The sequence below is a fragment of the Bradyrhizobium sp. CB1015 genome (assembly GCF_025200925.1).
In the GTDB taxonomy this organism is placed as follows: domain Bacteria; phylum Pseudomonadota; class Alphaproteobacteria; order Rhizobiales; family Xanthobacteraceae; genus Bradyrhizobium.
The window spans coordinates 2506835-2526967 of the sequence record NZ_CP104174.1 but is presented as its reverse complement, the minus strand read 5'-3'; the positions used below and the strand labels follow the sequence as shown (position 1 = coordinate 2526967).

19 protein-coding genes and 2 pseudogenes are annotated in these 20133 nt (G+C 58.5%); 7 read left to right on the top strand and 14 right to left on the bottom strand.

The genetic code is table 11. The features are described 5' to 3' along the window. Positions 1-276: 276 nt before the first annotated feature. From N2604_RS11455 to N2604_RS11430, 6 genes are all read right to left on the bottom strand, one after another. Complete coding sequence (locus tag N2604_RS11455) at positions 277-705, bottom strand: hypothetical protein (protein WP_172786817.1); 429 nt, start codon at positions 703-705, stop codon at positions 277-279. Beyond that, positions 702-2207 carry a DEAD/DEAH box helicase family protein gene (locus tag N2604_RS11450; protein ID WP_172786818.1) on the bottom strand — a complete coding sequence of 502 codons (1506 nt, stop codon included), beginning with the start codon at positions 2205-2207 and terminating at the stop codon, positions 702-704. Before N2604_RS11450 ends, N2604_RS11455 begins: the two co-directional genes overlap by 4 nt. Next, complete coding sequence (locus N2604_RS11445; protein WP_172786819.1) at positions 2204-3046, bottom strand: bifunctional DNA primase/polymerase; 843 nt, start codon at positions 3044-3046, stop codon at positions 2204-2206. The genes N2604_RS11450 and N2604_RS11445 overlap by 4 nt, the downstream gene beginning before the upstream one ends. Beyond that, entirely contained in the window at positions 3043-4149 is a 1107-nt protein-coding gene (locus N2604_RS11440; RefSeq protein WP_260374777.1) for a hypothetical protein, read from the bottom strand. Before N2604_RS11440 ends, N2604_RS11445 begins: the two co-directional genes overlap by 4 nt. 246 nt (positions 4150-4395) lie before the next feature. Then, positions 4396-4659, bottom strand: a complete 264-nt coding sequence (locus N2604_RS11435) for a hypothetical protein (protein ID WP_172786821.1) — start codon at positions 4657-4659, stop codon at positions 4396-4398. A 150-nt stretch (positions 4660-4809) separates the two neighbouring features. Beyond that, entirely contained in the window at positions 4810-5049 is a 240-nt protein-coding gene (locus tag N2604_RS11430; RefSeq protein ID WP_260374776.1) for a hypothetical protein, read from the bottom strand. Positions 5050-5466: 417 nt separating this feature from the next. Here N2604_RS11430 and N2604_RS11425 point away from each other — a divergent pair, with 417 nt between their 5' ends. Beyond that, a complete protein-coding gene (locus N2604_RS11425; RefSeq protein ID WP_172786822.1) occupies positions 5467-5715 on the top strand; it encodes an AlpA family transcriptional regulator in 249 nt (82 codons plus the stop codon). Between the two features lie 552 nt (positions 5716-6267). Here the strand turns inward: N2604_RS11425 and N2604_RS11420 are convergent. Further along, positions 6268-6816, bottom strand: a complete 549-nt coding sequence (locus N2604_RS11420) for a DUF4760 domain-containing protein (protein ID WP_172786823.1) — start codon at positions 6814-6816, stop codon at positions 6268-6270. A 120-nt stretch (positions 6817-6936) separates the two neighbouring features. Continuing rightward, the gene (locus N2604_RS11415) at positions 6937-8172 is read right to left on the bottom strand and encodes an HNH endonuclease (RefSeq protein ID WP_172786824.1); all 1236 of its coding nucleotides are present in this window, start codon (positions 8170-8172) and stop codon (positions 6937-6939) included. Between the two features lie 660 nt (positions 8173-8832). Between N2604_RS11415 and N2604_RS11410 the strand changes: the two genes are divergently transcribed. Further along, the gene (locus N2604_RS11410) at positions 8833-10317 is read left to right on the top strand and encodes a site-specific integrase (RefSeq protein WP_260374775.1); all 1485 of its coding nucleotides are present in this window, start codon (positions 8833-8835) and stop codon (positions 10315-10317) included. Further along, on the top strand, positions 10215-10760 hold the full coding sequence (locus N2604_RS11405; protein ID WP_260374774.1) for a hypothetical protein: 546 nt from the start codon (positions 10215-10217) through the stop codon (positions 10758-10760). Before N2604_RS11410 ends, N2604_RS11405 begins: the two co-directional genes overlap by 103 nt. A 637-nt stretch (positions 10761-11397) precedes the next feature. Here N2604_RS11405 and N2604_RS11400 read toward each other — a convergent pair. The 4 genes and pseudogenes from N2604_RS11400 to N2604_RS11390 all read right to left on the bottom strand — a co-directional run bounded on the left by N2604_RS11400 (position 11398) and on the right by N2604_RS11390 (position 13650). Next, on the bottom strand, positions 11398-11586 hold the full coding sequence (locus N2604_RS11400) for a hypothetical protein (protein ID WP_260374773.1): 189 nt from the start codon (positions 11584-11586) through the stop codon (positions 11398-11400). Positions 11587-11675: 89 nt separating this feature from the next. Next, positions 11676-12950 carry a hypothetical protein gene (locus N2604_RS11395; RefSeq protein WP_260374772.1) on the bottom strand — a complete coding sequence of 425 codons (1275 nt, stop codon included), beginning with the start codon at positions 12948-12950 and terminating at the stop codon, positions 11676-11678. Positions 12951-13004: 54 nt separating this feature from the next. After that, positions 13005-13049, bottom strand: a pseudogene (locus tag N2604_RS39750) (SEC-C metal-binding domain-containing protein); the annotation flags it as partial. Positions 13050-13185: 136 nt separating this feature from the next. Next, positions 13186-13650, bottom strand: a complete 465-nt coding sequence (locus tag N2604_RS11390; RefSeq protein WP_260374771.1) for a glyoxalase/bleomycin resistance/extradiol dioxygenase family protein — start codon at positions 13648-13650, stop codon at positions 13186-13188. A gap of 23 nt (positions 13651-13673) precedes the next feature. Here N2604_RS11390 and N2604_RS11385 point away from each other — a divergent pair, with 23 nt between their 5' ends. From N2604_RS11385 to N2604_RS11370, 4 genes and pseudogenes are all read left to right on the top strand, one after another. Then, on the top strand, positions 13674-13958 hold the full coding sequence (locus N2604_RS11385) for a hypothetical protein (protein WP_260374770.1): 285 nt from the start codon (positions 13674-13676) through the stop codon (positions 13956-13958). Further along, complete coding sequence (locus tag N2604_RS11380) at positions 13955-14221, top strand: hypothetical protein (RefSeq protein WP_260374769.1); 267 nt, start codon at positions 13955-13957, stop codon at positions 14219-14221. The genes N2604_RS11385 and N2604_RS11380 overlap by 4 nt, the downstream gene beginning before the upstream one ends. Positions 14222-14526: 305 nt before the next feature. Further along, positions 14527-16704, top strand: a complete 2178-nt coding sequence (locus N2604_RS11375) for a recombinase family protein (RefSeq protein ID WP_260374768.1) — start codon at positions 14527-14529, stop codon at positions 16702-16704. Positions 16705-16986: 282 nt separating this feature from the next. After that, positions 16987-17149, top strand: a pseudogene (locus N2604_RS11370) (DNA polymerase III subunit epsilon); the annotation flags it as partial. Positions 17150-19127: 1978 nt separating this feature from the next. Here the strand turns inward: N2604_RS11370 and N2604_RS11365 are convergent. Further along, positions 19128-19373, bottom strand: a complete 246-nt coding sequence (locus N2604_RS11365; protein ID WP_260374767.1) for a helix-turn-helix domain-containing protein — start codon at positions 19371-19373, stop codon at positions 19128-19130. A gap of 277 nt (positions 19374-19650) precedes the next feature. Continuing rightward, positions 19651-20109 (bottom strand): DUF3788 domain-containing protein, encoded by a 459-nt coding sequence (locus tag N2604_RS11360; protein ID WP_260374766.1) that lies wholly within the window; start codon positions 20107-20109, stop codon positions 19651-19653. Between the last annotated feature and the right edge of the window lie 24 nt (positions 20110-20133).

Genomic DNA, 20133 nt, shown 5'->3' with positions numbered 1-20133 from the left:
TCCCGTCCTTGGATCTCGCCGGCCTCGAAGTGAATTCATGTTCAACTTCCACCGTGGCACGCGGGCCAATTGTAGCATGAAGTAGTGAAACTTCCTTCGCAATCTTCCGGCCCGACAGCTTCAATTTGGTCCGCTGTCGAAGTCGACGTGATAGTCCCTGTGGCAAGACAAATAGACCCTATAGTGAGACTATCTGGTCCCTGTGGTGAGACTGTAAATCTCCTACAGTCCCTGTGATGAGACAGGCGACGGTCCTTCTGGTGAGACAGTCTATAGCTATCCATCTTTACTACTCTTCCGTACTCTCTCTGCCAGGTCTGACTGGGAATGGATCGCAGCCGTCCAGTGCTCAAAGGCTCGGCTTTCCGGCTGACCGCTGACGTCGCACCTGAACTCTGTGAGCCGCCACCGTGTGGCCTGACGTTTCTGGGCAAACTGACCTTTGCTGGTCGCAACGATGAAGCCGCGGTCCTGCAGCTGACGCATTGCCTTTGCCGCAGTGTCCTTCGACACATGGATGGCTTCTGCTGCCTGCCGCACCGAAAAGCCGATCCGGCCGTTGTTGGTCCCAGGACCATGGTAGAGCCTGGCGAGCTCGATGTAGATTGCGCGCGCGTTGGCATCCAGGCTACCCCAAGCCTCCGTCAGCATCATGCGTTCCGTGAGCCGCACAAACCGCTCAGACGAGGCGCGCCCGTTTTTCACGCGGACTTCCTCCTCCGCGCATAGGCGATTAACCGCGACTTGACCCAGCGCCTCACCTCCACCGAGGGCTCGCGCGGCCTTGGCTGCTCTCCATATGGCGGCCACTCACCAAAGCGCGTATGGTACAGGTGAGCTACCCACCCCGGCTTGGCGCCGCGCTCGGCGGCGATGGTTGCGAACATGCCGTGCCATTCAGCACGGATGCGTGGATCATCGAGACTGGGCCGCGCCTTACGGCCGGCATCGACGAGACCGAGATTTCCGTCGGCCACCGCAACCTCGCGCGGCAACCTTGCCGGCAAGTAGCCGCAGCTGAGACAGGCCATCCCGCCGACCCGAGCGGCACCGCATTGTGGACACTCCGCGATCTTAGGTCCGCCCGGATAGTCTCCACCCCGAGCGGCATGGGTCGGGTTTTCTGCATGGAGATCAGGATCAAGCGTCCACTCGATAAAATCTTCGGCCAACCCGAGCTGGTAGGTAAGTCCAGCGTGATCGAGAACGATGCAATTGGCTTTGTCCGGCGCTGGCCGCAGTCCCCGCCCTATCATCTGCCGATAGAGACCCAACTGCTTCGTTGGGCGCGCCAGGATCAGACAGCCGAGCGCCGGCATATCCCACCCCTCGGTCAACACCATGCAGTTTGTAACGAGGTCGATTTCACCAGAGGCGAGCCGAGCCAATGTTGCATCGCGCTCAGCCATCGGTGTTTCGCCATCAATGTGTTCGGCGCGGACCCCAGCAGCGCCGAATTCATCGCGAATATGGATCGAATGGCGGACGTCGGTAGCGAAGCAGACCGTTCTGCGTCGTTCTCCGAATTTGAACCAGTGGGTGACGATGTCGCCAACGAGCTGCGGCTGATCCATGCGGCGGGCGAGCTCGCTTTCGACATAGTCTCCGTGGCGGACGTGAACACCGCGGAGGTCAGGGTCGACGGGTGCATAGACGCGGGTCGGAACCAGAAAGCCCAAGCCGACCAGCTCGCCGACCTGGGGGCACTGGATCATCTTCTGGAAGACGGCGCCGAGGCCACGGCCGTCGCCGCGGCAAGGAGTGGCCGTGAGGCCGAGCAGAATGGCTTGCGGATAGCGGTCGAGGATTGATTGGTAGCTCTCCGCGACGACATGGTGGCATTCATCCACGATGACCAGGCCGGCTTCGGGCAGCTCCATCACGCCAGCTTTGATGGCGCGACGATGCAAGGTCTGAACGCTCGCCACCTGCACCATCTCAAGCGGGCGTGGGTGGATGCCGGGCCGGATAACACCGTGAGGGATCCCGTGTAGCTTGTTGCTGGTCTGCGCCAGGATTTCACGACGGTGGGCGAGAAAGAGAGAGCCTAGATCTTTCCGCTGTGCTTGCGCGATGATCGCCCGCGCGATCACGGTCTTGCCCGAAGCTGTCGGCGCCACGAGAATGATCCTGTGCTGCCCCGCGTCGATAGCGCGCCAGAACTCGGCGATTACCTCAACCTGGTACGGGCGCAGGACCTCGGTCATGGTGCCCTCCGCGATTTCGGATAGCGCAATCCGGCGGAACGGGCGCTTCGGATGGTGGCCTTTACGCTTTGCCACCCGTCATCGGCGACGAGGCCATTCGTAACGCACGCGTGGTGCAGCTCGGCGACCACCTCGTCCTCTGCGAGCTCGCCGCCCGCGACCAAGCGGAACAGATTGAATGTCGCTCGGTTGAGAGCATCGTTGCGCCGCCCCGGCGCAGTGGCAGCCAGCGCGGCGGTTTCGGTCCTCAATGCGGCGTGACCGTAGGCGCCAGGCGCCTGGTTCGGGCCCGCTGCTGTGACGGGCTCCAAGGGCGGGGCGAGCCGCACAGACGGCTTCCTGCGGGCCGCATGGATCAACCACGCTGGTGCGCTTGCGACCGGCCCCCAGGGGTCACCGAGGAAGGCATACCGGTGGCCCGTTTGGTGGACTGAGGGAGGCACGACCACGTATCCGCCGTCGCCTCGGGTATCGACGCCTGGACCGATCCTGCCCGCCGTGGTTGGCAACGAGCCCGGATATGCAAACCAAGCATGTCGCCCCCTGGCCGTCAGTGCGGTGCGCGTTTTCGGAATGGCTCCGTGTCTCTCTTCCAGCGCGCACAATGTGGCCTCGCCCTCGTCGCCATCAACGTCGAGCACCCAAATCCCGGAAGGCGGTCCAGTCGGAATTCCGATGTTGCGTTCGGGATCGGTCCAATAGCGACGGATTGTTGCAGGGTTGGTGGTGGCTGCATGGAAACCGCGCGCTACTGCGGGCGTCTTGCCGTATGGCAGGCACGGGAACACCGGCAGCCCGCGGGCCGCAAAGTCCAGCGCCGCGGCGAGCAGATCACTCATGGCGACCTCGGCCGGATCGGCATCAGTCCTGCAAGGAAGCTCTCATCCTCAGGATCTGTGATGAGGACCATGCGACCGGGCTCACTCGCATGGATCCTGATGCGGTCGCCTCGCAGGGCGTTGACCGTTTCAGCAAGAAGTTGGATCTGCACCGCCGTCTCTGCTTGGCCCTCGGAATCCGCCGAGAGGCGATCCTCACTCCCCTCGGACAACAGGTACAAACCAGGTCCGTCCCAGCGCAGACTGAGGATGTGCGGGCGGTCCTGAGGATCGGCCACGGCAGCGAAACGTGCGAGCGCATCGCGCATTTCAGCACGGCTCGTAGTGACTACGTTTGTGCCCGCCGACGGGATCGACTTCTCGTAAGCCGGATAGGTCGCATCAATCCTTCGACTGACGACAATAAATCCCGCCCCCTCGATCGCGAGCAGCCGTTCAGATCGGCGCAGCGTCACCTTCCCGGACACGGCCCCGAGCAGGCAGGCGATGACCTTTGCCATCGCGTTCGGGATGATAAGCGACCGATCCGTCGAGAGCGTCCCTGCCGCGGGCGCGGTGACCCGGCAGATGCGGACGCCATCAGCGGCGACCGCAGAAAGGCTCAGACCCGCACTGTGCAAGAGAATGCCGCTGAGATATGCGCGAGACACATCGCCGGCAGCCGCGAAAGCCGGCCTGGCAAAAAGGTCCCGAGCGATCTTCGCATCGAGCTCGACGCGACCTGTTTCGGCACCCAGGATCGCTGGCTCCCGAAGATCGGGCATCGGAACGGCAGGAAGCCTGAATTTCGCGCTGCCCACAGCGATCACCGCAGCGCCGTCATCGCCGGCAATGGCCACCTCCGCGTCGGGAGGAAGGTGCCGCATCAAAGCCACGAGCGCCCCCGATGGCACCGCCAACTCGCCCTCCGCCTCCGCATCAATCCGAATTGTGAGCTCACCTTCAGGATTGGTTGAGATGATGAAGAGACCGTCAGCACCGGCAACGAGACGGACAACTTCAAGCGCCGGGATACGCTGGTTCTGCCGCTTGCCGACCCGGAGGGTAGCGAGCCCGAGCGCCTTGCTCATCGTGGCGCTATGGACCTTGATGCGGCACGCCATTAACAGTTCTCAATCTCGAACAAGATGAAATGGCAGCGAACACAAACGCCACGAGCATCTCCGTGCTCGAGCGTCTCAATGTCCTCCGCCCGCACCTCGTTGCCACAACGCGGGCAGTGCACCCCAGCGGCGAGGCGCACGGTTGCATTACGAAAGAAAGCGGTCCGAACACGAGGGTTGGTGGCCATAGTGATGTCCTCCTTGAGGAAGAGGGCGCCACCTCTCGATGCCGCCCGGGCCGATCTTCTACGAGGTGAACTTGTTGACGAGACGGACAACCCCATCGAGATCATGCGCAGCGATCTCAAATTCGAGAGCCACGTCCGAGAAGTAATCGACCTGGTCGGACGCATCACCGACACCGCGACCGAGCCGCTCGAGCGCGAGCTCCATGCCAGTACAGAGGAAGCCAAGACGCTCATTGATGTTTCCGATGCGCTGGAGGATGTCCTTCACGCGCTCAGCCGTGACACGAGCGCGCGGCGTGACCACAAGATTGACGTTGCTCATTTTCCTCGCTTCCTTTCACTGTGCTGGGCGCATATGAGGCCTTCATGCGCCCATCGTGGTCTCCGCTCATTTCACGCAACAAGTCGCCGCGCCTGAGCGGCTTATGCCGCAGCGACATTTCGATCGAATTTTCAGTTGTCGCGGCGCCGATTACTCGGCGGCAGCCGTCCCGGTCTCACGCTCGCGCCGCCACGCGGCGGCGGCCTCGACGCTGATCAGGGTCCGACCGCCCACCTTCATCGTCACCGGTCCCGACGCCGCGCGCTGCATGCGAAAGTACGTGTCGACGCTGATGTTATGTGCTTCGCAGAACTGCTTGATCGAGTACGCCATCGGCTCGATCGGCGGCGATTTGGTCACTCGAATGTTGCGGCCGGCCTTCCCAAACATGGCCATCGCTCTGCTCCGTAATGCTTGGAATAGCTGGAGCATGCGCGCGGTTGTCGCTCTATGCAAAGCGAGTGAACATTCACCTTAAGTTCGCAAATCAAGGGGATGGAGGCAAAAACGCGAGTATGTTCTGTGCTGCCCCCTGTGAACTAAAACTTAGCTCAAACGGACACTGCAACAAAACTTGATTGGCGACATTCAACGCACTACCCACACGCACACTGTACACCGCGGATGGCCCCTCACTTTCCACCAACTCGGATGCACGATTTTGCGCTCATCGTGTTGTACAGCCGCGCTGCCTTGAAGCTTTGCTTCAATCTGGCAGCCGCCACCGGACGTCTGCTACAACACAAGAGCTATCGCGACATCGAGCGCGATCGTGTTGTTTCATGAGGAAGGACGAAAGGCGCCACAATGTCCGAGAACACAGCGCAGCGCCGTGGACGCATCATCAACGAGAAGGAGGTTTTGGAGATCATCCGCCTCAGCCGCACTACCCTGTACCGGCTCGTCAAGGCAGGAAAGTTTCCGCAACCTACTTACGTCAGTGAGAACCGGAAGACCTGGCGGGATGACGAAGTCTATTCGTGGTACGAAACGGTCGACGCGCGCAATCCGAATCGTCGACGCGGCAAGGGACGCCGTCCGCGCGGCACCATGTAATGCAGTACTGTCGGCCTTCGCTCCATAATCAAGCCGCCCTCCTCGACGATCCCGCATTACTTCCAGCACATCAGGGCTGCATCTCTCCGTGTCGGTGTTGCGGATCACAGCGTCGGACTCTTGGAGCAGCTTGGATCAGCATGAGGTGCCGCCATAGTGGTTGAGACGCGGAACAATGCGGCGATCAGGGCTTGGTTCGCCACGATGCTGTGCAAGTTACTGTGGACTGCTCACTATCATTTTTCGTTTGGATAGCAGCTCCACACCGTATGTACCCTGTTCTCCTGGCTGGTGAAACGACGCTCCTTGTCTCAGCGCGCCGATCAGACCGAGGTGGGAGCGGTTGGGTGCGGCTTCCAGCGGAATAAGTTTTTTGGCCGTTCCTCGTGGCCGCGTTGCGGCTCAACAAGCTCGAAGTGCGAGCGTGCCTCGGCGACAATCCACAGCCCGACGCTCCCGGTGAGATTGATCCTTGCCTGCTTGATCGGTGGTCTCGACATTGCCCTCGTCTGCAGGGGATGACGAGCCTGAAAAGACAGATTGGAATGGACCTTATCGCGTGGCTTTCTTTGTCTGTTTGGCCTGCCATTTTACCAGCCGTTTCTTCCACTTGCTGCTTAGGCTGCGCAGCTCCCAATATGCGGCGGCGCCCCCTTCAGTAGATACCTCATGCTCGATAATTGCTTTTGTTCGCTCCGTATGTCTTACTAAAGCGTCAGACCAGAAGTTGTAGCAGACGGCGTGGTCGAACACTCTGTTCCTGATACCAACCGCCACCAGCTCATGAATGTTGAGATAGGTGTTTATGTTTCTGTAGTCATCACTCAGCTTCCCATCCGGGCCCTTTATGAAATCCTCGATGGGTTTGTTGGCGGCAGCATGATCTTCCCACAGGGCCAAAGAATCCCGGAAGGCCTTATAGATATCGGCCATGCCCTTATCCATGTCGGTCTTGAGAAAGAAATCTATCGCGGCGCGCCGACGAGCCGTTACTCGCGCGACATGTATCGAATAGAGAGCAATAGCGCCCGCCAACATCGCCACTAACGGCGTGATAAGGGGCGCGAACGGAATGACATGAATTTTCAGCCACTGGGACACAATGTGAATCCACCCGCACACGGGTCCCCAACAGGTCTCAGGCATCCCCCACCTCCAGCTTTGCAATCCCAAGCTGTATTAGATGGAGGCGGATGATTCGAGCAATTATCAATTGCAGCTTCAGCTTCGCCCCAATGGTAAAGTGCCTTCCGCGTCTCGCAATTCGCTTGCCCTCAACTCCAAAAGCTTGATTTCGAGAACGCGACGCTGGCTACCATGGTGAACCTCTCGATGATGAGAAGGACACAGGCACGCAACATTCTCGATGCGATCTTCCCCGCCTTCGGCAAGCGGAATCACATGATGAACCTCGCAGTAAGGCAGTCCATCAACCGCTGTAAATTGCGGGTGCTTGCAGTCCGGCACCTCGCACCGATGCGCGGCTCGTTTGCGGGCAATAGCGATGACCATAGGGTCACGCTCGTACACTCGCGTGGTCGATGATAAGGCGCGCGGTCGCGCTGGCCGAACGCCAAGGGCCGCATGATACCTCGCGAGAAGGTGTTCCAATCCCTGCTCCTCAAGTCTGTCGGCTGCGCCCTCCGCACGCTCCTGCGCCGCTTCTGCGTCGAGCGCGGGCTCAGAAATCCCAGCGGTGGACATCCAGAGACGGTTGAACTCTTGCTCAAGGTCAGCCTCGCGAAGCTGGCTCGCGTGGGGATCAAAGAATTCATTCCACACCCGCTCGTCGGTTGCCCCAGATGCCGAGAGACCCGCCCTGTCATCTCTCGGATCGATAGACCGAAAGTTCATGACTTTGTTGTAGACACCCGTAACGGGCCTCCCGATCAGCTGGGAGACCACTGCTACAGGCGAGCCAGGCAAGCGAGATACCGCCGTGCCGAACGTCTTGGCATACGCCCAGAGCCCTGCAACGCTCTCGTCTCGTGACCAGTTTTGTCCAGTGCGGCTCCAGAGGGCATAGAGGCGAGCAGCCTGTTGCCGCGTCACAGGATAATTCGTTGCCGCTGCCATCTTTAGGTTTGGCAGGTCGGCTAGAACGGGGTCTTGGGTGAGCCAGTCACGTTGAAGGACTTCTTTCGCTGCGGCGACTCTATTCAGACCAAGCAGAACGCGGGGAAGCACCTGTGCCGCTTGCTCGATGTTGGCAAGCCAGAACGGGATGGCATCAGCACTCTCTGGTCGTGGCATAGTCGGAGCCACAACGGTGGCTTCCGCGATAACGCCCGCGTCCTTCCTTGCACTCCCCTGCGTTCTCCAGATGAAAACCCGATCTCCCACCGCTATCTGCTCTGAGTAGCGCGTCACCAGCCAAGGCAGTTGAATTGGAAAGGTGCCAAGATACGCAGAGAGGTCGAACTGATCGGGATTACCCTGAAAAATCCAGGTCTGCATAACGGCCCCTCTGGTTGCTACGGAATGCTACCCAGCGCGACGGCCGGGCATCAGGCGGCCCACCCAGGCCGCAGGAAGGCCTTTCGGCGCACCGCCACCGGTAGGGCTATCGGACGCGGACGGCCCGCGCCACGGCCTTCGTTGTGAAACTAGGGCCTATTAGGGCCCAGCCGTTTCGGCCAGGGCTTTGAGCGCCTCAGCGAAGGGCTGAATAATGAAGTTTTTTCAGCAATTTAATCTGTTTTCAACAGCCCACAAAAAGCGCTGGCAGAAAAGACCACACGGTTTTGCCGTACGCACGGCCCGCCATTTCGCCGCAGTATTCCCTGGCACCGTCGACAGCGCCGGAAACTTGCAAGACGAGACGAGACCTAGCAGCGCCGTTCGTCCGCGCGCGGCCGCGAGCTCACCGGGGACTACCCTCCCTGCCCGCCACCCTTCGCGCCCGACGCTGCCGCGTCCGCGGCGTCGACATCGACCGACGTTGACCGAGGTCGACCGAGAACGTCATACAAGTCTTTGATCTATCATACTTTTTCTGTTTTCTTCGGACCGAGGATGGCCGAAGATAGCCGCCGTTGGCCGTCAATTTCGACGGCCCATCCGGGGGTCGGGCCGGAGCGAAACCGATCCCGGCGGACGGAGCGGGAAAAGCGAAAAATGGCACTCACTATTAAGCGGGTCGAACGGCTCAGTAAGGCCGGGCGCTATGGCGACGGCCACGGTCTCTATCTCCAGATCAATTCGAACGGCGCGAAGTCATGGCTCTTTCGGTATCAGCGCGGCTCGAAAGAGACAGCGATGGGCTTAGGCGCGGCGCACACCGTCACGCTGGAGGAGGCCCGAGAGGCTGCGCGGCAAAATCGATTGCTATTGAAGAAGGGCATTGATCCGCTGGTCGCGAGCCGCGCCGAGCGCAGTGCTAACGCGGCTGCCCAAGCCGGCCAAAAGACGTTCGATCAGGTCCTCACTGAATACTTCAAGGATCAGAAAGCCGCGTGGAAGAGCGACAGGGACCGGAAGTACTTTCTAAAAACGATGGAGCGATACGTCACGCCGACCATCGGCAAGCTCATGGTCTCCGATATCCGGAACACCCACATCGAAGCCGTCCTAAAGCAGGACGTTCCGGAATTCCGCTCCTACCCAGCTGGTCAATTCTGGAAAGCTCGCGCGAAGACGGCCCGCGCGCTGCGCTACCAACTCGAAGCGGTCTTTGCTTGGGCAAAGGCAAAGCGCAAGGAGTACGGGATTGGCGACAACCCGGCAAAATGGGACGACCTCAAATCGCTGTTCCCGAAAGAAAAAAAGAAAGAGGTCCAGCATCATCCCGCGATGTCTTACGCGGAAGTGCCTGCGTTCCTCGCCGAGCTGCGCGAGACCTTTACGGTTCAACGCGCCGCGTTGGAGTTCACGATCTTGACGGCTGCGCGCACCGGCGAAACTCTTGGTGCGCGGTGGAGCGAAATCGATCTATCCGGACGGATTTGGACAATTCCGCCTGAGCGCATGAAGACCGGCGTTCAGCACGACGTTCCGCTATCGGATGCGGCGGTCGCGATATTGAAACAGCAACAAAGGCTTTCGCTTCGCGGCAACCCTCATGTCTTTCCGGGCAACGGTCGCGAAGGCCGATTGTCGGCGCGCGCGCTCGCGGAAGTGCTCTCGCAATCGCGCCCCGACTGCACCGTCCACGGCTTCCGCAGCAGCTTTCGCGATTGGGCCGCCGAACGGACCAACTTTCCGCGCGACCTACTCGAAATGTCGCTCGCCCACACGGTTGGGCGCCGTGGTCACGCGCGTTTACGTGGACACCGACACATTCCGAACCCCGTTATCGGAAATCGAAGCCGCCGCAAGACGTGCAGATTTCGATGTGCTGATCGTCGAGAACACGGATCGCCTCACACGAAAGTTGGGAAGGCTTGTCCTTCTGACGGAGTTCGTTCACGTCCATTCCGTCGAAGGCGGCGATCTCTCGAGTGCGCGCGGAGCATGTGCTCAAAGACTTCGACGCCTCCTTCCGAGCGGCACAGATCGAGATGGTACGCTATGCCGACGATCTGTTGCTTTTCTTCCATTCGAAAGCGGCGGCGCAAGATGGTTTCGACTACGTCAGATCACAACTGGGCAACCAAGGGCTAACTATTCCCGATCTGGGTGGCGAGGGCTCCAAATCGCAGATCGTCGCTCCGAGGCAAGTCGTTTCATTTTTGGGCCTCGAATTGGTCTACGCAGATTCAGTTGGCGGGTTCGTCAAACGCGTGGGGCGAAAGCAAATCGCGAAGATCGAACAAAGGCTGGAGGAGGAGTTTAGTTTCGACAATCTTCGCAAGGAGCGCATCGGCTTTCAACAAGCGGCAACCGACCTATGGCGCACAATCTCGTCCTACTCGAACATCTACCGCGGCACCTATGATTTTCCGCTCCTCGATAGCGAACTGAGACGCATAGGCCGCAGAGTACTTGCGAACATGTTTGAGGATGTGTTCGGAGCCGGAGTTTTAGACCGCGTAACGGCAGAAGGGAGAGAGTTCTTAGGCCTCGGCTCCCTCGACATCCCAGAGGACAACGGCCTGGACGTCTAAGGGCGGTCGTTTAGGTCGTCCCACAGTAGTTCCCCGCACGTACATTTGTAGACGCGAACACTGCGGGCCGCCTTTGGGTCCGAAACCTTCTGAATAAGCCGGACGGGGTTGCCGCATCTGGAGCAGCGGAGCGGTGTCTCGATGTAATCTTGTGTCATGGTTGCGGCCTTATCGCAGCATGACGCTTAGCGCACTCTCCCGTTCTCGGAAATAACCTAGGACAACACTCGGGCGAATGGATCGCGCCTGCGTTGAGAGAGAACAAGTCGTAACTGCTTTCCCGCCCAATCCGGGGGCGCAGCCGGGGGTCTACGGCCAGACAGGCGAAAAACTTCAAAGATTTCAATGAGGGTAGCGGACGCGCGTCCACCGCAAGCCCGGCTCGCGATCAAGACGACGACGCGATCGCCCCTCAAGGTGAGCCGGGATGGGTGGGGTGTACGATATTTCCGAAATTCGGTAAAGGGGAATATTTTTGTGGGGAGGGGTTGACGGGGTGCGAAACAGGGGACTCCGCCCACTCCCTTAGATTGTGGACGACCGATCGGCGCGCATTCTCAAAGCTAAAGCTGGCATACTGCGTCAAAAGCTTAGCATCAGCTCCAAGGCAGTAAACTAAGTGAGATAGACTGCACTCTCATTGCTTCGCCTCTGCTGCTCCGATGAGTGCCATTCTCTCGCAAAAGAGAATTGCCAAATCGCTTTGCGAAAGTGTGTGAAGGTAGTCGAGGTCAATGGCATCCTTCATCCATTCCAACAGCTTTTCTTTCGGCGTCTCCTTGTACGTTTCGTAATAGAACATCGCGAGTTCAAGCCAGTTTTTCACTCGCCGATTCTGTACTGGCTGCACTTCTCCGAAGAATGTATCGGGGTGCCGCCGCCAGGCGTCAACCTCATCTTCAGTTAGCGGCACCCTTACTGTGATATGGCGTCCATCGATCGTTTGATACAGCAGAAAGCGACCTTCTCCGTGTCGATAACAATTCCATTGTAGAGGCGAGCACTCACCTCTCGACCATCCACGTCAGGAACAATGTATGTCTCACCGAATCTTAGCCTGGGTGGCGCTTTGGGTTCGCTAAAGGCAAAAACCGGATTTTCCCCGTCGAACGTTGACGGAATTTCATAATGCTCTCTCATAGAGTCAATGAGCGAAAATATTTCCTTATGCCGTTCATGAGAGTCCAAAATATCCTTCAGTCTATTGAAGGCAACATCAGGTCCAAAATCAGCTATTTGACACCCAGCCGCTAATACCTGTGCCTGCGCCTCAACGGCATCCAAGTTGTTGTGGAATGCGCGGTTCGTCACGATGACATAGGCCGGCGGCTTAGTGGAGCCATCGGGTTGCGGCATCTGTTCAGTAGCACGTATCTGTTCTAAGGCCGACTTTGGCCAACCTGAGAACATATCGGTTGGCGTATCGGGTACATTCACTTCGATCATGACGATCCGCGTATGCGCGGCATTCTTTGACAACGCCTTGTTCAATTTGTTGCCGACGCGCAGCCGCTTCACCTCATCAGTAGGGCCTTCTTCAGAAGGTGAGCGATTGCGGCTCTTCACCTCGACCGAGAACTTCCGCCCGGTGGTAGGGAACATCGCGGCAAACTCGACGTGTGAAGAGCTTCCGTCCTTTTCGTTTTCGTAAGTAAGCTGAAAACCCGCCTTGAGAAAGGCAGCAGCAGCATAAGTTTCAAATAGCTTTCCGACAAAATCATCCGCTCTTTCGCTCTTCAGTCGATCGACAAAGCTTGCGACCAGAGTTTTTGTAGTCTTTAGCTCGGCGTGGTGCTCTATCAAGTAAATGTTGTAAGCTAAGTTCATGAAAGCGCGATATGCGCCGGTCAGGGGGCCGACGTGGATGTCGCCAATTTTCCTGCTCAGCCGGGGCATATCCGCTGCAGCTTGCGTGACCCAACGAGCAATCTGATGTTGATCAACAATATCTTTCGCACGCTCCGCGTTGAACCAATCCCGGCCCAGCCGATCAATAAGATAGTCGCGCAAAAAGTCCTGAAAGGTCCGCCAGTTTCTTGACGTAAATACCGTGTTGCCGACACCGACGATTCGGTGTCCATTCAGCACAGTGGAAACAATGCCTCGCCCGCGACCTTGCTGCTTCTCTCTTTGCACACGCTCCGCTTGAGCACGACGCATGGCTTGCCGAAAGACTGCGTCACGCTCCACACCAATGTCTTTGTCAGGTACGGAATGGCTGCCGCAACACCTCTTGTACTTGAGGTTGCTCCCACAGGGGCATGGCTGATTTCTTCCAACCTTCGCCATTAGGGGCCGTCAGCTTGTAGAATGAGTAGAGCGAAGCAAAAGCTCGTAGGATGGGTAGAGCGAAGCGAAACCCATCAAGGTGCTATCCGCGGACGAGGTATGATGGGTTTCGCAAGAGCTCTACCCATCCTACGGACTAAGTCCGTCCGATCAGCTGGGCGATCTCCCAGACATGACCTGAAGGATCGGCGAAGGATGCAGTTCGCCGTCCCCATGGACGGTCGATCGGGCCCTTGAGCAGATCGACACCAATCCCCCGAAGGGCGAAGCACACCGCATCGACATCCGTGACCCTGATCGTCAACATCGCGCGGAGCCCCGCGGCGGACGGCCCAACCGGCATCGGCGCGACAAGCGCAGGCGCTTGAGAGGCGTCGAGAAGATTGATCAAGAGGCCGCCGAATTTCAGCACGGACGAGACGTCATCCTCCCAGATGGTCTCGGCTGCAAAGACCTTGGCGTAGAACGCCTTCGAAGCGGCAATGTCAAGGTAGGTTCGGAACGCCGGAAAAGGAAGCGCCGCCCTTAAATCCCGGGATTTAGGGGCGGTCGCCATTTCAGCGTAAATCCGCTCTCTTCGACCGAAGTCGGCCGCGTTCATTGGCCGTCATTCGAGGAAGAGAGATGGACAACAAACCTCCGCCGCCGATTGCCCTCATGGACCCGCCCGAGGCAAATTTCGAGCTGCTCAGCCGCGCTCAGGTCTGCGCCGCGCTCGACATCGAACGTTCGAAGCTGCGCGACCTGCAACTTAGTGGCGAATTCCCGGAGGGCATTCCGTACTCGCCCAAGGGACACATTAAAAAATTTCCAGCCTATTGGGTCGCTGAATTCAAGCGACGCAAATTGCTCGCCGCTCAGCAAGCTCTCATAGCGCAGCAATCGCGGGCTTCGAAAGAAGGTCGATGAGTAGCAAGGGCTCTGACGCATCGATTGCGCGGCTGATGCGCGACTTTCCGCTTTCCTTTTGCGATCCGCCGAAGCCGTTACGGATCGGCACGTTTGAAAGCATCTTCGCGCGACTACGCCCGCACCTCGCCCGCGATGACTTCGCTCAGCACATGGCTTGGGCCTGGCGATACACGCGCCAAGGCCGCGCCATAAGCGCCGCGCTGGAAGTGTGGACTACGCAGCCCGCATATTTGGCGACGCTGCCCGTTAGCCTTTTATAGTCCGTCCAGAGCACCCTACGGCAGGGTACCCTACTTCAGGGTACCCTACTTCAGGGTGCCCTACGGCTACAGGCGCCCATCGTCGTAGCAATCCCTCATCGCTCTGCCGTTAGTGACGGCCGCTTCTCTCCAGCGGGTCTCTCTTCTTCCTGGCGAGGGCGACCATCGAGGAGCTCTGTTCGCTGCTAGAGGCGCAGAGATACGTGCTCCACACGAGCAAACGGCGGAGCGACCCAGGGCGACGAGATGGAATCTAGGTCAATTCACGTGTTTGCGAACTTGGCGAAAACCGAGGAGGCCCCGAAATGACGTCGAATTCTGAACTGACTGTCGCGCCTACTGTTGGCACCAAGCAAGATAGTGTCATGGGCGTGCTGGCGCCGGATTGGAAGCAGCTGCAAACTTCGACTAGCCCTGCTTCGCTAAGTAGACCCCGCCGCCGCAGGGCCGCGGTTTACATGAGATATTCCACAGACGAGCAAGACCCATACTCTTTCGAGCGCCAGCGAATGGTAGCGGAGCCATATGCCCAGCAGGTGGAGGCCGATATCGTCAAGATATATGCCGATGCTGGTAAGAGCGGTGCGTTTACCGCGAACCGGCCAGCATTTCAGGAGATGTTAGAGGACGCGGAAAAGCACGAGTTCGAGGTGCTCATAGTCGAAGAGGGCGACCGACTCTCGCGAAAACTCAGCATAATGGCAAACGCTTACAGCAAGCTCGCTGACCTTGGAATCGAGCTTCACTCGACCAAATACGGACGATGGTCACTGATGCACTGCGCATTCGCGGGCCTCATGAGCGAGGATCAGAAAAACCGCATCTTCGAACTCTTACGCTCGGGACGAGTCAAGATCTTGGCCCGCGGGCTGTGGCCGGGCACGGCTCCCTACGCTTTTGAAAAGATTGCGGGAAAGAAGGGTGACATGCGCGTCGTCCCGGAAAAGGCGGAAGTCGTGCGTAGGATGTGTGCGATGGCGCTCGCTGGAGTTGGTCCAGACCGGATTGCCGGGATTTTGCAGAGGGAGGGTGTTCCGGCTCCCCACGGCGAGTTGTGGCATGCCACCACCGTGCTCTATATCCTGCGCAATCCGATCTATGTCGGGGCGGTAATTTTTTTCAGGACCAAGAGAACCAAGATTCAAGAAGGCGAGCACGAGATCGTCACGAAGATCACCGAACGTCCGGCGGCCGAATGGATGTACGCGGAGCGTCCGGATTGGGCCATATTGGATCTTAAAACCTGGCAGGCCGTCCAAGCTCTAACACTCCAACAGGCCAAGGGCCCCGGGCCGGCGTATCTTCTTTCAAGATTAGTCTATTGCGGTGAGTGTGGGAAGAAAATGGCATTCGGGAATCTGGGTTATGGCGGTGCTCAATATTTGCAGTGCACCGCCCAACGAGTTGCTCGAGTCAGGAAACAGACAAGCTCCTGCAACGCCCGGTGCGTGCGGGCCGATCTTCTTCAGGAAGGAGTTGTCAATTTAGTAGCAAGAACCCTGAGAACCCCCAACGCTCTCAAGTTGATGCAATCGGGATATGAAGGAAAAGCATCCCAGAAATCTCGATCGTTTGAACGAGACAGAGTGAATTTACAGAAGGATCGTGCTCGCATTGTTGCTCACCTCGATCAGACTTACGATGATGCGATGAATGCCGGGATGACGACAAAGGCAGTTCTGGAGCGACGCCAATCTCTCTGCATGAGAATGGACAAGATCGATGATGAGCTCGCTAAGATTCCGATTGTCAGAGTGGCAGCAAGCCCGGCCCTGCCTGTCCCGGCTGACATTGAGGTCTTTATCGACGACCTGCGCCTCAATCGGAACTATCGCAATTGCGGCGCAGCGCACGCAAAGGTGCTGGCCATCTTTCAGTCCCTCGTTGAGAAGATCATCGTGAGAACGGATTGGGACCACAGGACCGTCCATGTGCAGATTGAAGGGCCAATCGCCTTTGTCGAGGAATCCGGAGAAGCCAGGCTCAGCTTGCCCACTCGATGGAGGCAAAGGATGAAAGAAAAGACCGCTGCTGCAGCTACTCAGGTAAGGACCAACATTCTGACTGACGCTGATTGGAATAAACTCAAGCCCAGACTGCACGATGAGCCAATTTGGGTCGAAGGGTTTGTTCAGCCGATCGAATTGCGCTCCGTCCTGAACGCGATGATCTTCCAAAAGCGTGTCGGAATAGGTCGGCTTAGCCTGCCTGAAATATTCGGCCCAACTAAGCAGGTATGGGCGGCCGCTCAAAAGCTCTCGCATGGTGGGATTGTTGATATCATCCAGCCCATCATGCGAGAGGAGCATATTGCGATAGCGAAGGAAATCGACATTAGCTTCGACAATCTCAGAACACCCGGGCCGCGAACCTGGGAGAGGTATCTTCAGCTCAACCGCGCTCGAAAAACACGAATTTTGAACCGCGCCAATGAACGAGCCGCGCTGAGCAGCCGGCCGCTGAGCTTCGTGGGTGCTGAATAGAGTGCTGGGAACGATCCCAAGGCATCGACGTAGCTTTTAGGCTTGGGCAGTGGCCGCGATCTCAGTTCGCCACCGAAGCCACCATGGCGATTTGTTTAGCGGAAAGAGTGGGTTTTTGGACGCGACGGATTCTATATTGATGCTCAGCAATTGCGGCTCGGCGCAGTTCCCGTGCGGCTGAACGAGTCGTATCCAATCTCCACGTTGGACCAAGATGGCGATGCGATCCCGGTAAGATGCCGATCCATCAGAAAACCTTGCCGCGATTTTGCGAAGTGTAAACATCGCAAGCATCCGGGCGTGTCCAACCGGCTCGACGATCTCTGCTCGCGCTATTCGATCGACAATTCACACCGTACCAAGCACGGTGCGCTGCTGGACGCCGAGCTGCTGGCTGAAGTCTATGTCGATCTGGTCGGGGCGCGGCAGTCGCAGCTGCTGCTCCCAACTTTACTTCGAAGAATTCACCCAGACAATCTCACGCGATGGCTCCCCACGCACAGTCGGCACAACACTGCCGACCGCGGTGCTGGGATGAGCACCTGGAAGAAGCGGGCACGTTCCGCGATGCTGAAACTGCGCAATGCCAAGCGAGGGGAAACGGAAAGTATCTTGTCGGCAGTGGGACAGGGCATCAATCCGAATACAGTGCGGCGCGAGGTTCAAGCCCTCGCATTCCTGGACGACCTGAGGAAATCAGATCCCGCAATCAGTCGACGTCTACGAGTTTCATCCTTCGGGACGATCGAACTTTTGGCCCGATGGTCGTCATTTGATCCGCGAGGAGCCGCAGAAGAGGCAAGAAAGGTCGCCTCGAAAGAACACTCGCTGAAGTCACTCAAGTCCGCGCTGCAGTCTGCAATGGAACGACATTCCGTTCCCACGCGACTCGGGTTTCTGCAGGGCATCGAACCGTCGGTGAGAAGCCAGATCTGCCGGATTTTGGGTGGCAACCTAGCGCCGCTGAAGAGATCGGAAAAAGCATTGGGAAGGGCTCCCATCGACTTTTTCTACCGGCTGACCCAGCCAGGAACCGCTGACAAGTGCGTAGCAGTTTTAGTGGTCGGCCCCTATCGATACGTCGGACAATACTCCAAGCGGCGCCAAGAGGAACTCTGGCGAGCCATGGGACTGGCTTGGGCGTTTGACCATGTCGTAGTTGTCCTGCCCGAACGACGTAGTCTGATCGAATATCAACGATGGCTCGCGGAGTATGCCTTTGCCTCGCCCGCGCGTACAGCCGAAGAAGAGAATACCGCTCGAATGCGTCGACCAAGTGTTCACGTGATCGGGATCAACTAAGCTCTTCAGCTTATCGCTCTTACATCGTCGCAGACTAGCTGCAGGGAGGCGCGCTCCCCTCAGCTCAGCCAATGTCTGCACGGACGCTGAATTGTCCGCGCCCTCGGCCGCCGCCAGACGTCTCATCAGACGCGCGGGGCGGGTAAACCGGCAACGCCCAGGTCGATGACGCGCCGGCTCGCGGCGCGCGTCATCGGGCAAAGGCCGCTGCGCCCCCCGCTTCCAGCATGAAGACAGGGCGAGGGCGGCCAGCCATCGCGAGCTCAAGACGGCTCTAGTCAGGCACTTCGATTGGAGTGGTGCTCCGTAAGGCATCGTTCCGCTCCCGCGGCCCCGTCACCGCGGCCGACTTGGAGCGGGCCGACGTCGCCTCGGCGTGAACGGTGAAGTTGGCGGCGCGTGGCAGCGATGGTCTCCTAGCACCTCGCTAGGATTTCTGTCCGCGCCTTCCGCGAGCAGGACGAACTCGGAAGGACCTGCACCGTTCCTTTGTGGGCCGACACACGCGCTTGTGATCGATTCTTGCCGCCATGCAAGGAAGTGGAGCTGACAGTTCCGATCTGCGTTCCCCCGGGATCGGGGTAAGCAGGCAGCACATTTTCGCACAAGTCTCTCCCTTCAATGCGGCTTTTGCGCACATCACAGCAGTTTGGATAGGCAAGGCGTTCGTGCCAGCAATTGGTCAAATCGCGGCCGCGCGTCGTCGCCAACCACGCGTGCCCCCACACCGCGCGGGATCCTACGAATCCTTGGCCGTATCGACATCGTGGGCTTCGCCATCCAGCGAGGTCAGACCCCGCCAAAAACAAGGATTCGCAGGCGGAATCGGGCGGGGTGCCGATCTCGCGGCCGGCCCGCCGACGGGCGCGCCGAGCAGGGACATAGCCTCGGCGTCGCAAATTTTCCGCAGGAAAGGATTCGGCGGTCGGCCCTAGAGGCGCTTCGCCTTCGCGCGAAACGTGCCGTTCTACCAAGGCGGGAACGGCCGGGAAATCGAGAGGTCCCGAGCGGAGCGTTAGTAGATCAAGGATTCAGCAGGAACGATCTTGTCACAACAAAGCGGACGGCGAAGGCATCCACATCAACGACCGATCGGCCGGGACAAAGCCGGAGCGTCTCCACTAGCGCGATTTCGCCGAAGGCGGTGCAGCGAACAGCGCGGCGACATCCACGCCGAGCGCGAACGCGATCTTGTCCAGCGATTCCAATGTCGGGTTCGCGGTCGCGAGCTCGAGAGCGCTGATCAACCCCTGACGCAAACCGGTCTCGTCGGCGAGATCGTACTGGGACCACGATCGCTCCAGACGAAGTCGTCGAAGATTGCGTGCAAGGAACCGCCTGGTATGTGCCGGATTACGCCGCCTCATCCGGCAGGATGATGCATTGTCTCGGCCCGAACAAAACACGCTTTAACGTGTTAAACACCTTAAAACGTGTCCTGATCACAAGAAGCGGCAGCCGACGGCCGGTTCGCGAACACCCTCGGGCCTGCCTTAGAATACTAGGCCCGCACGAGCAGAGTCCCAATGACGGCCGAAAGAATCGACGCACCAAATACAGCGATCCTGGCCGGAAAGTCGGTGGCGCTTGGAAACGCCTCCCCGAAGCGACAGTCGATATGGCAAACCCGCATTCTTGTGACCTTCAACCGCGCGACTTTTGCGGGCGCTTCATAGTCAGAAGGTTTGTCACATCATGCAGATCATCTGCCGATGCGACGGCAATCGTTAGCCATTTTCCGTCGATGTATGTTTTCGCGTCATCGTAGAGTTTGATCAATTGCGGGTGCCAAACATAGCGTCGCTCCTCAAACTTTTCTCGCTCTGCTCTACCCATAACCACCACAGCTGAAACTCGTCGGAATTCCGGCACCAGGTGACAGAACGCCTTAGTCTTCTTGTAACGCAGGGACCAACCGCGGCTCTTTCCACCGTAGAGCCAATCCGGCGCGAAAACTTCTGGGTAGGATTCATCGATCCAGGTCCGCAGCTTGGCCCAGTATTCGAAGCCATCTGCTCCGATCCAGTCGCGAACGGTTTTTTCATCGGGCGATACTGATTTGTCGGTGATCCTGTCGCCGATTTGCGGAAGCGTACTAATCATCGGAAGACCTCATGTTGATAGGCC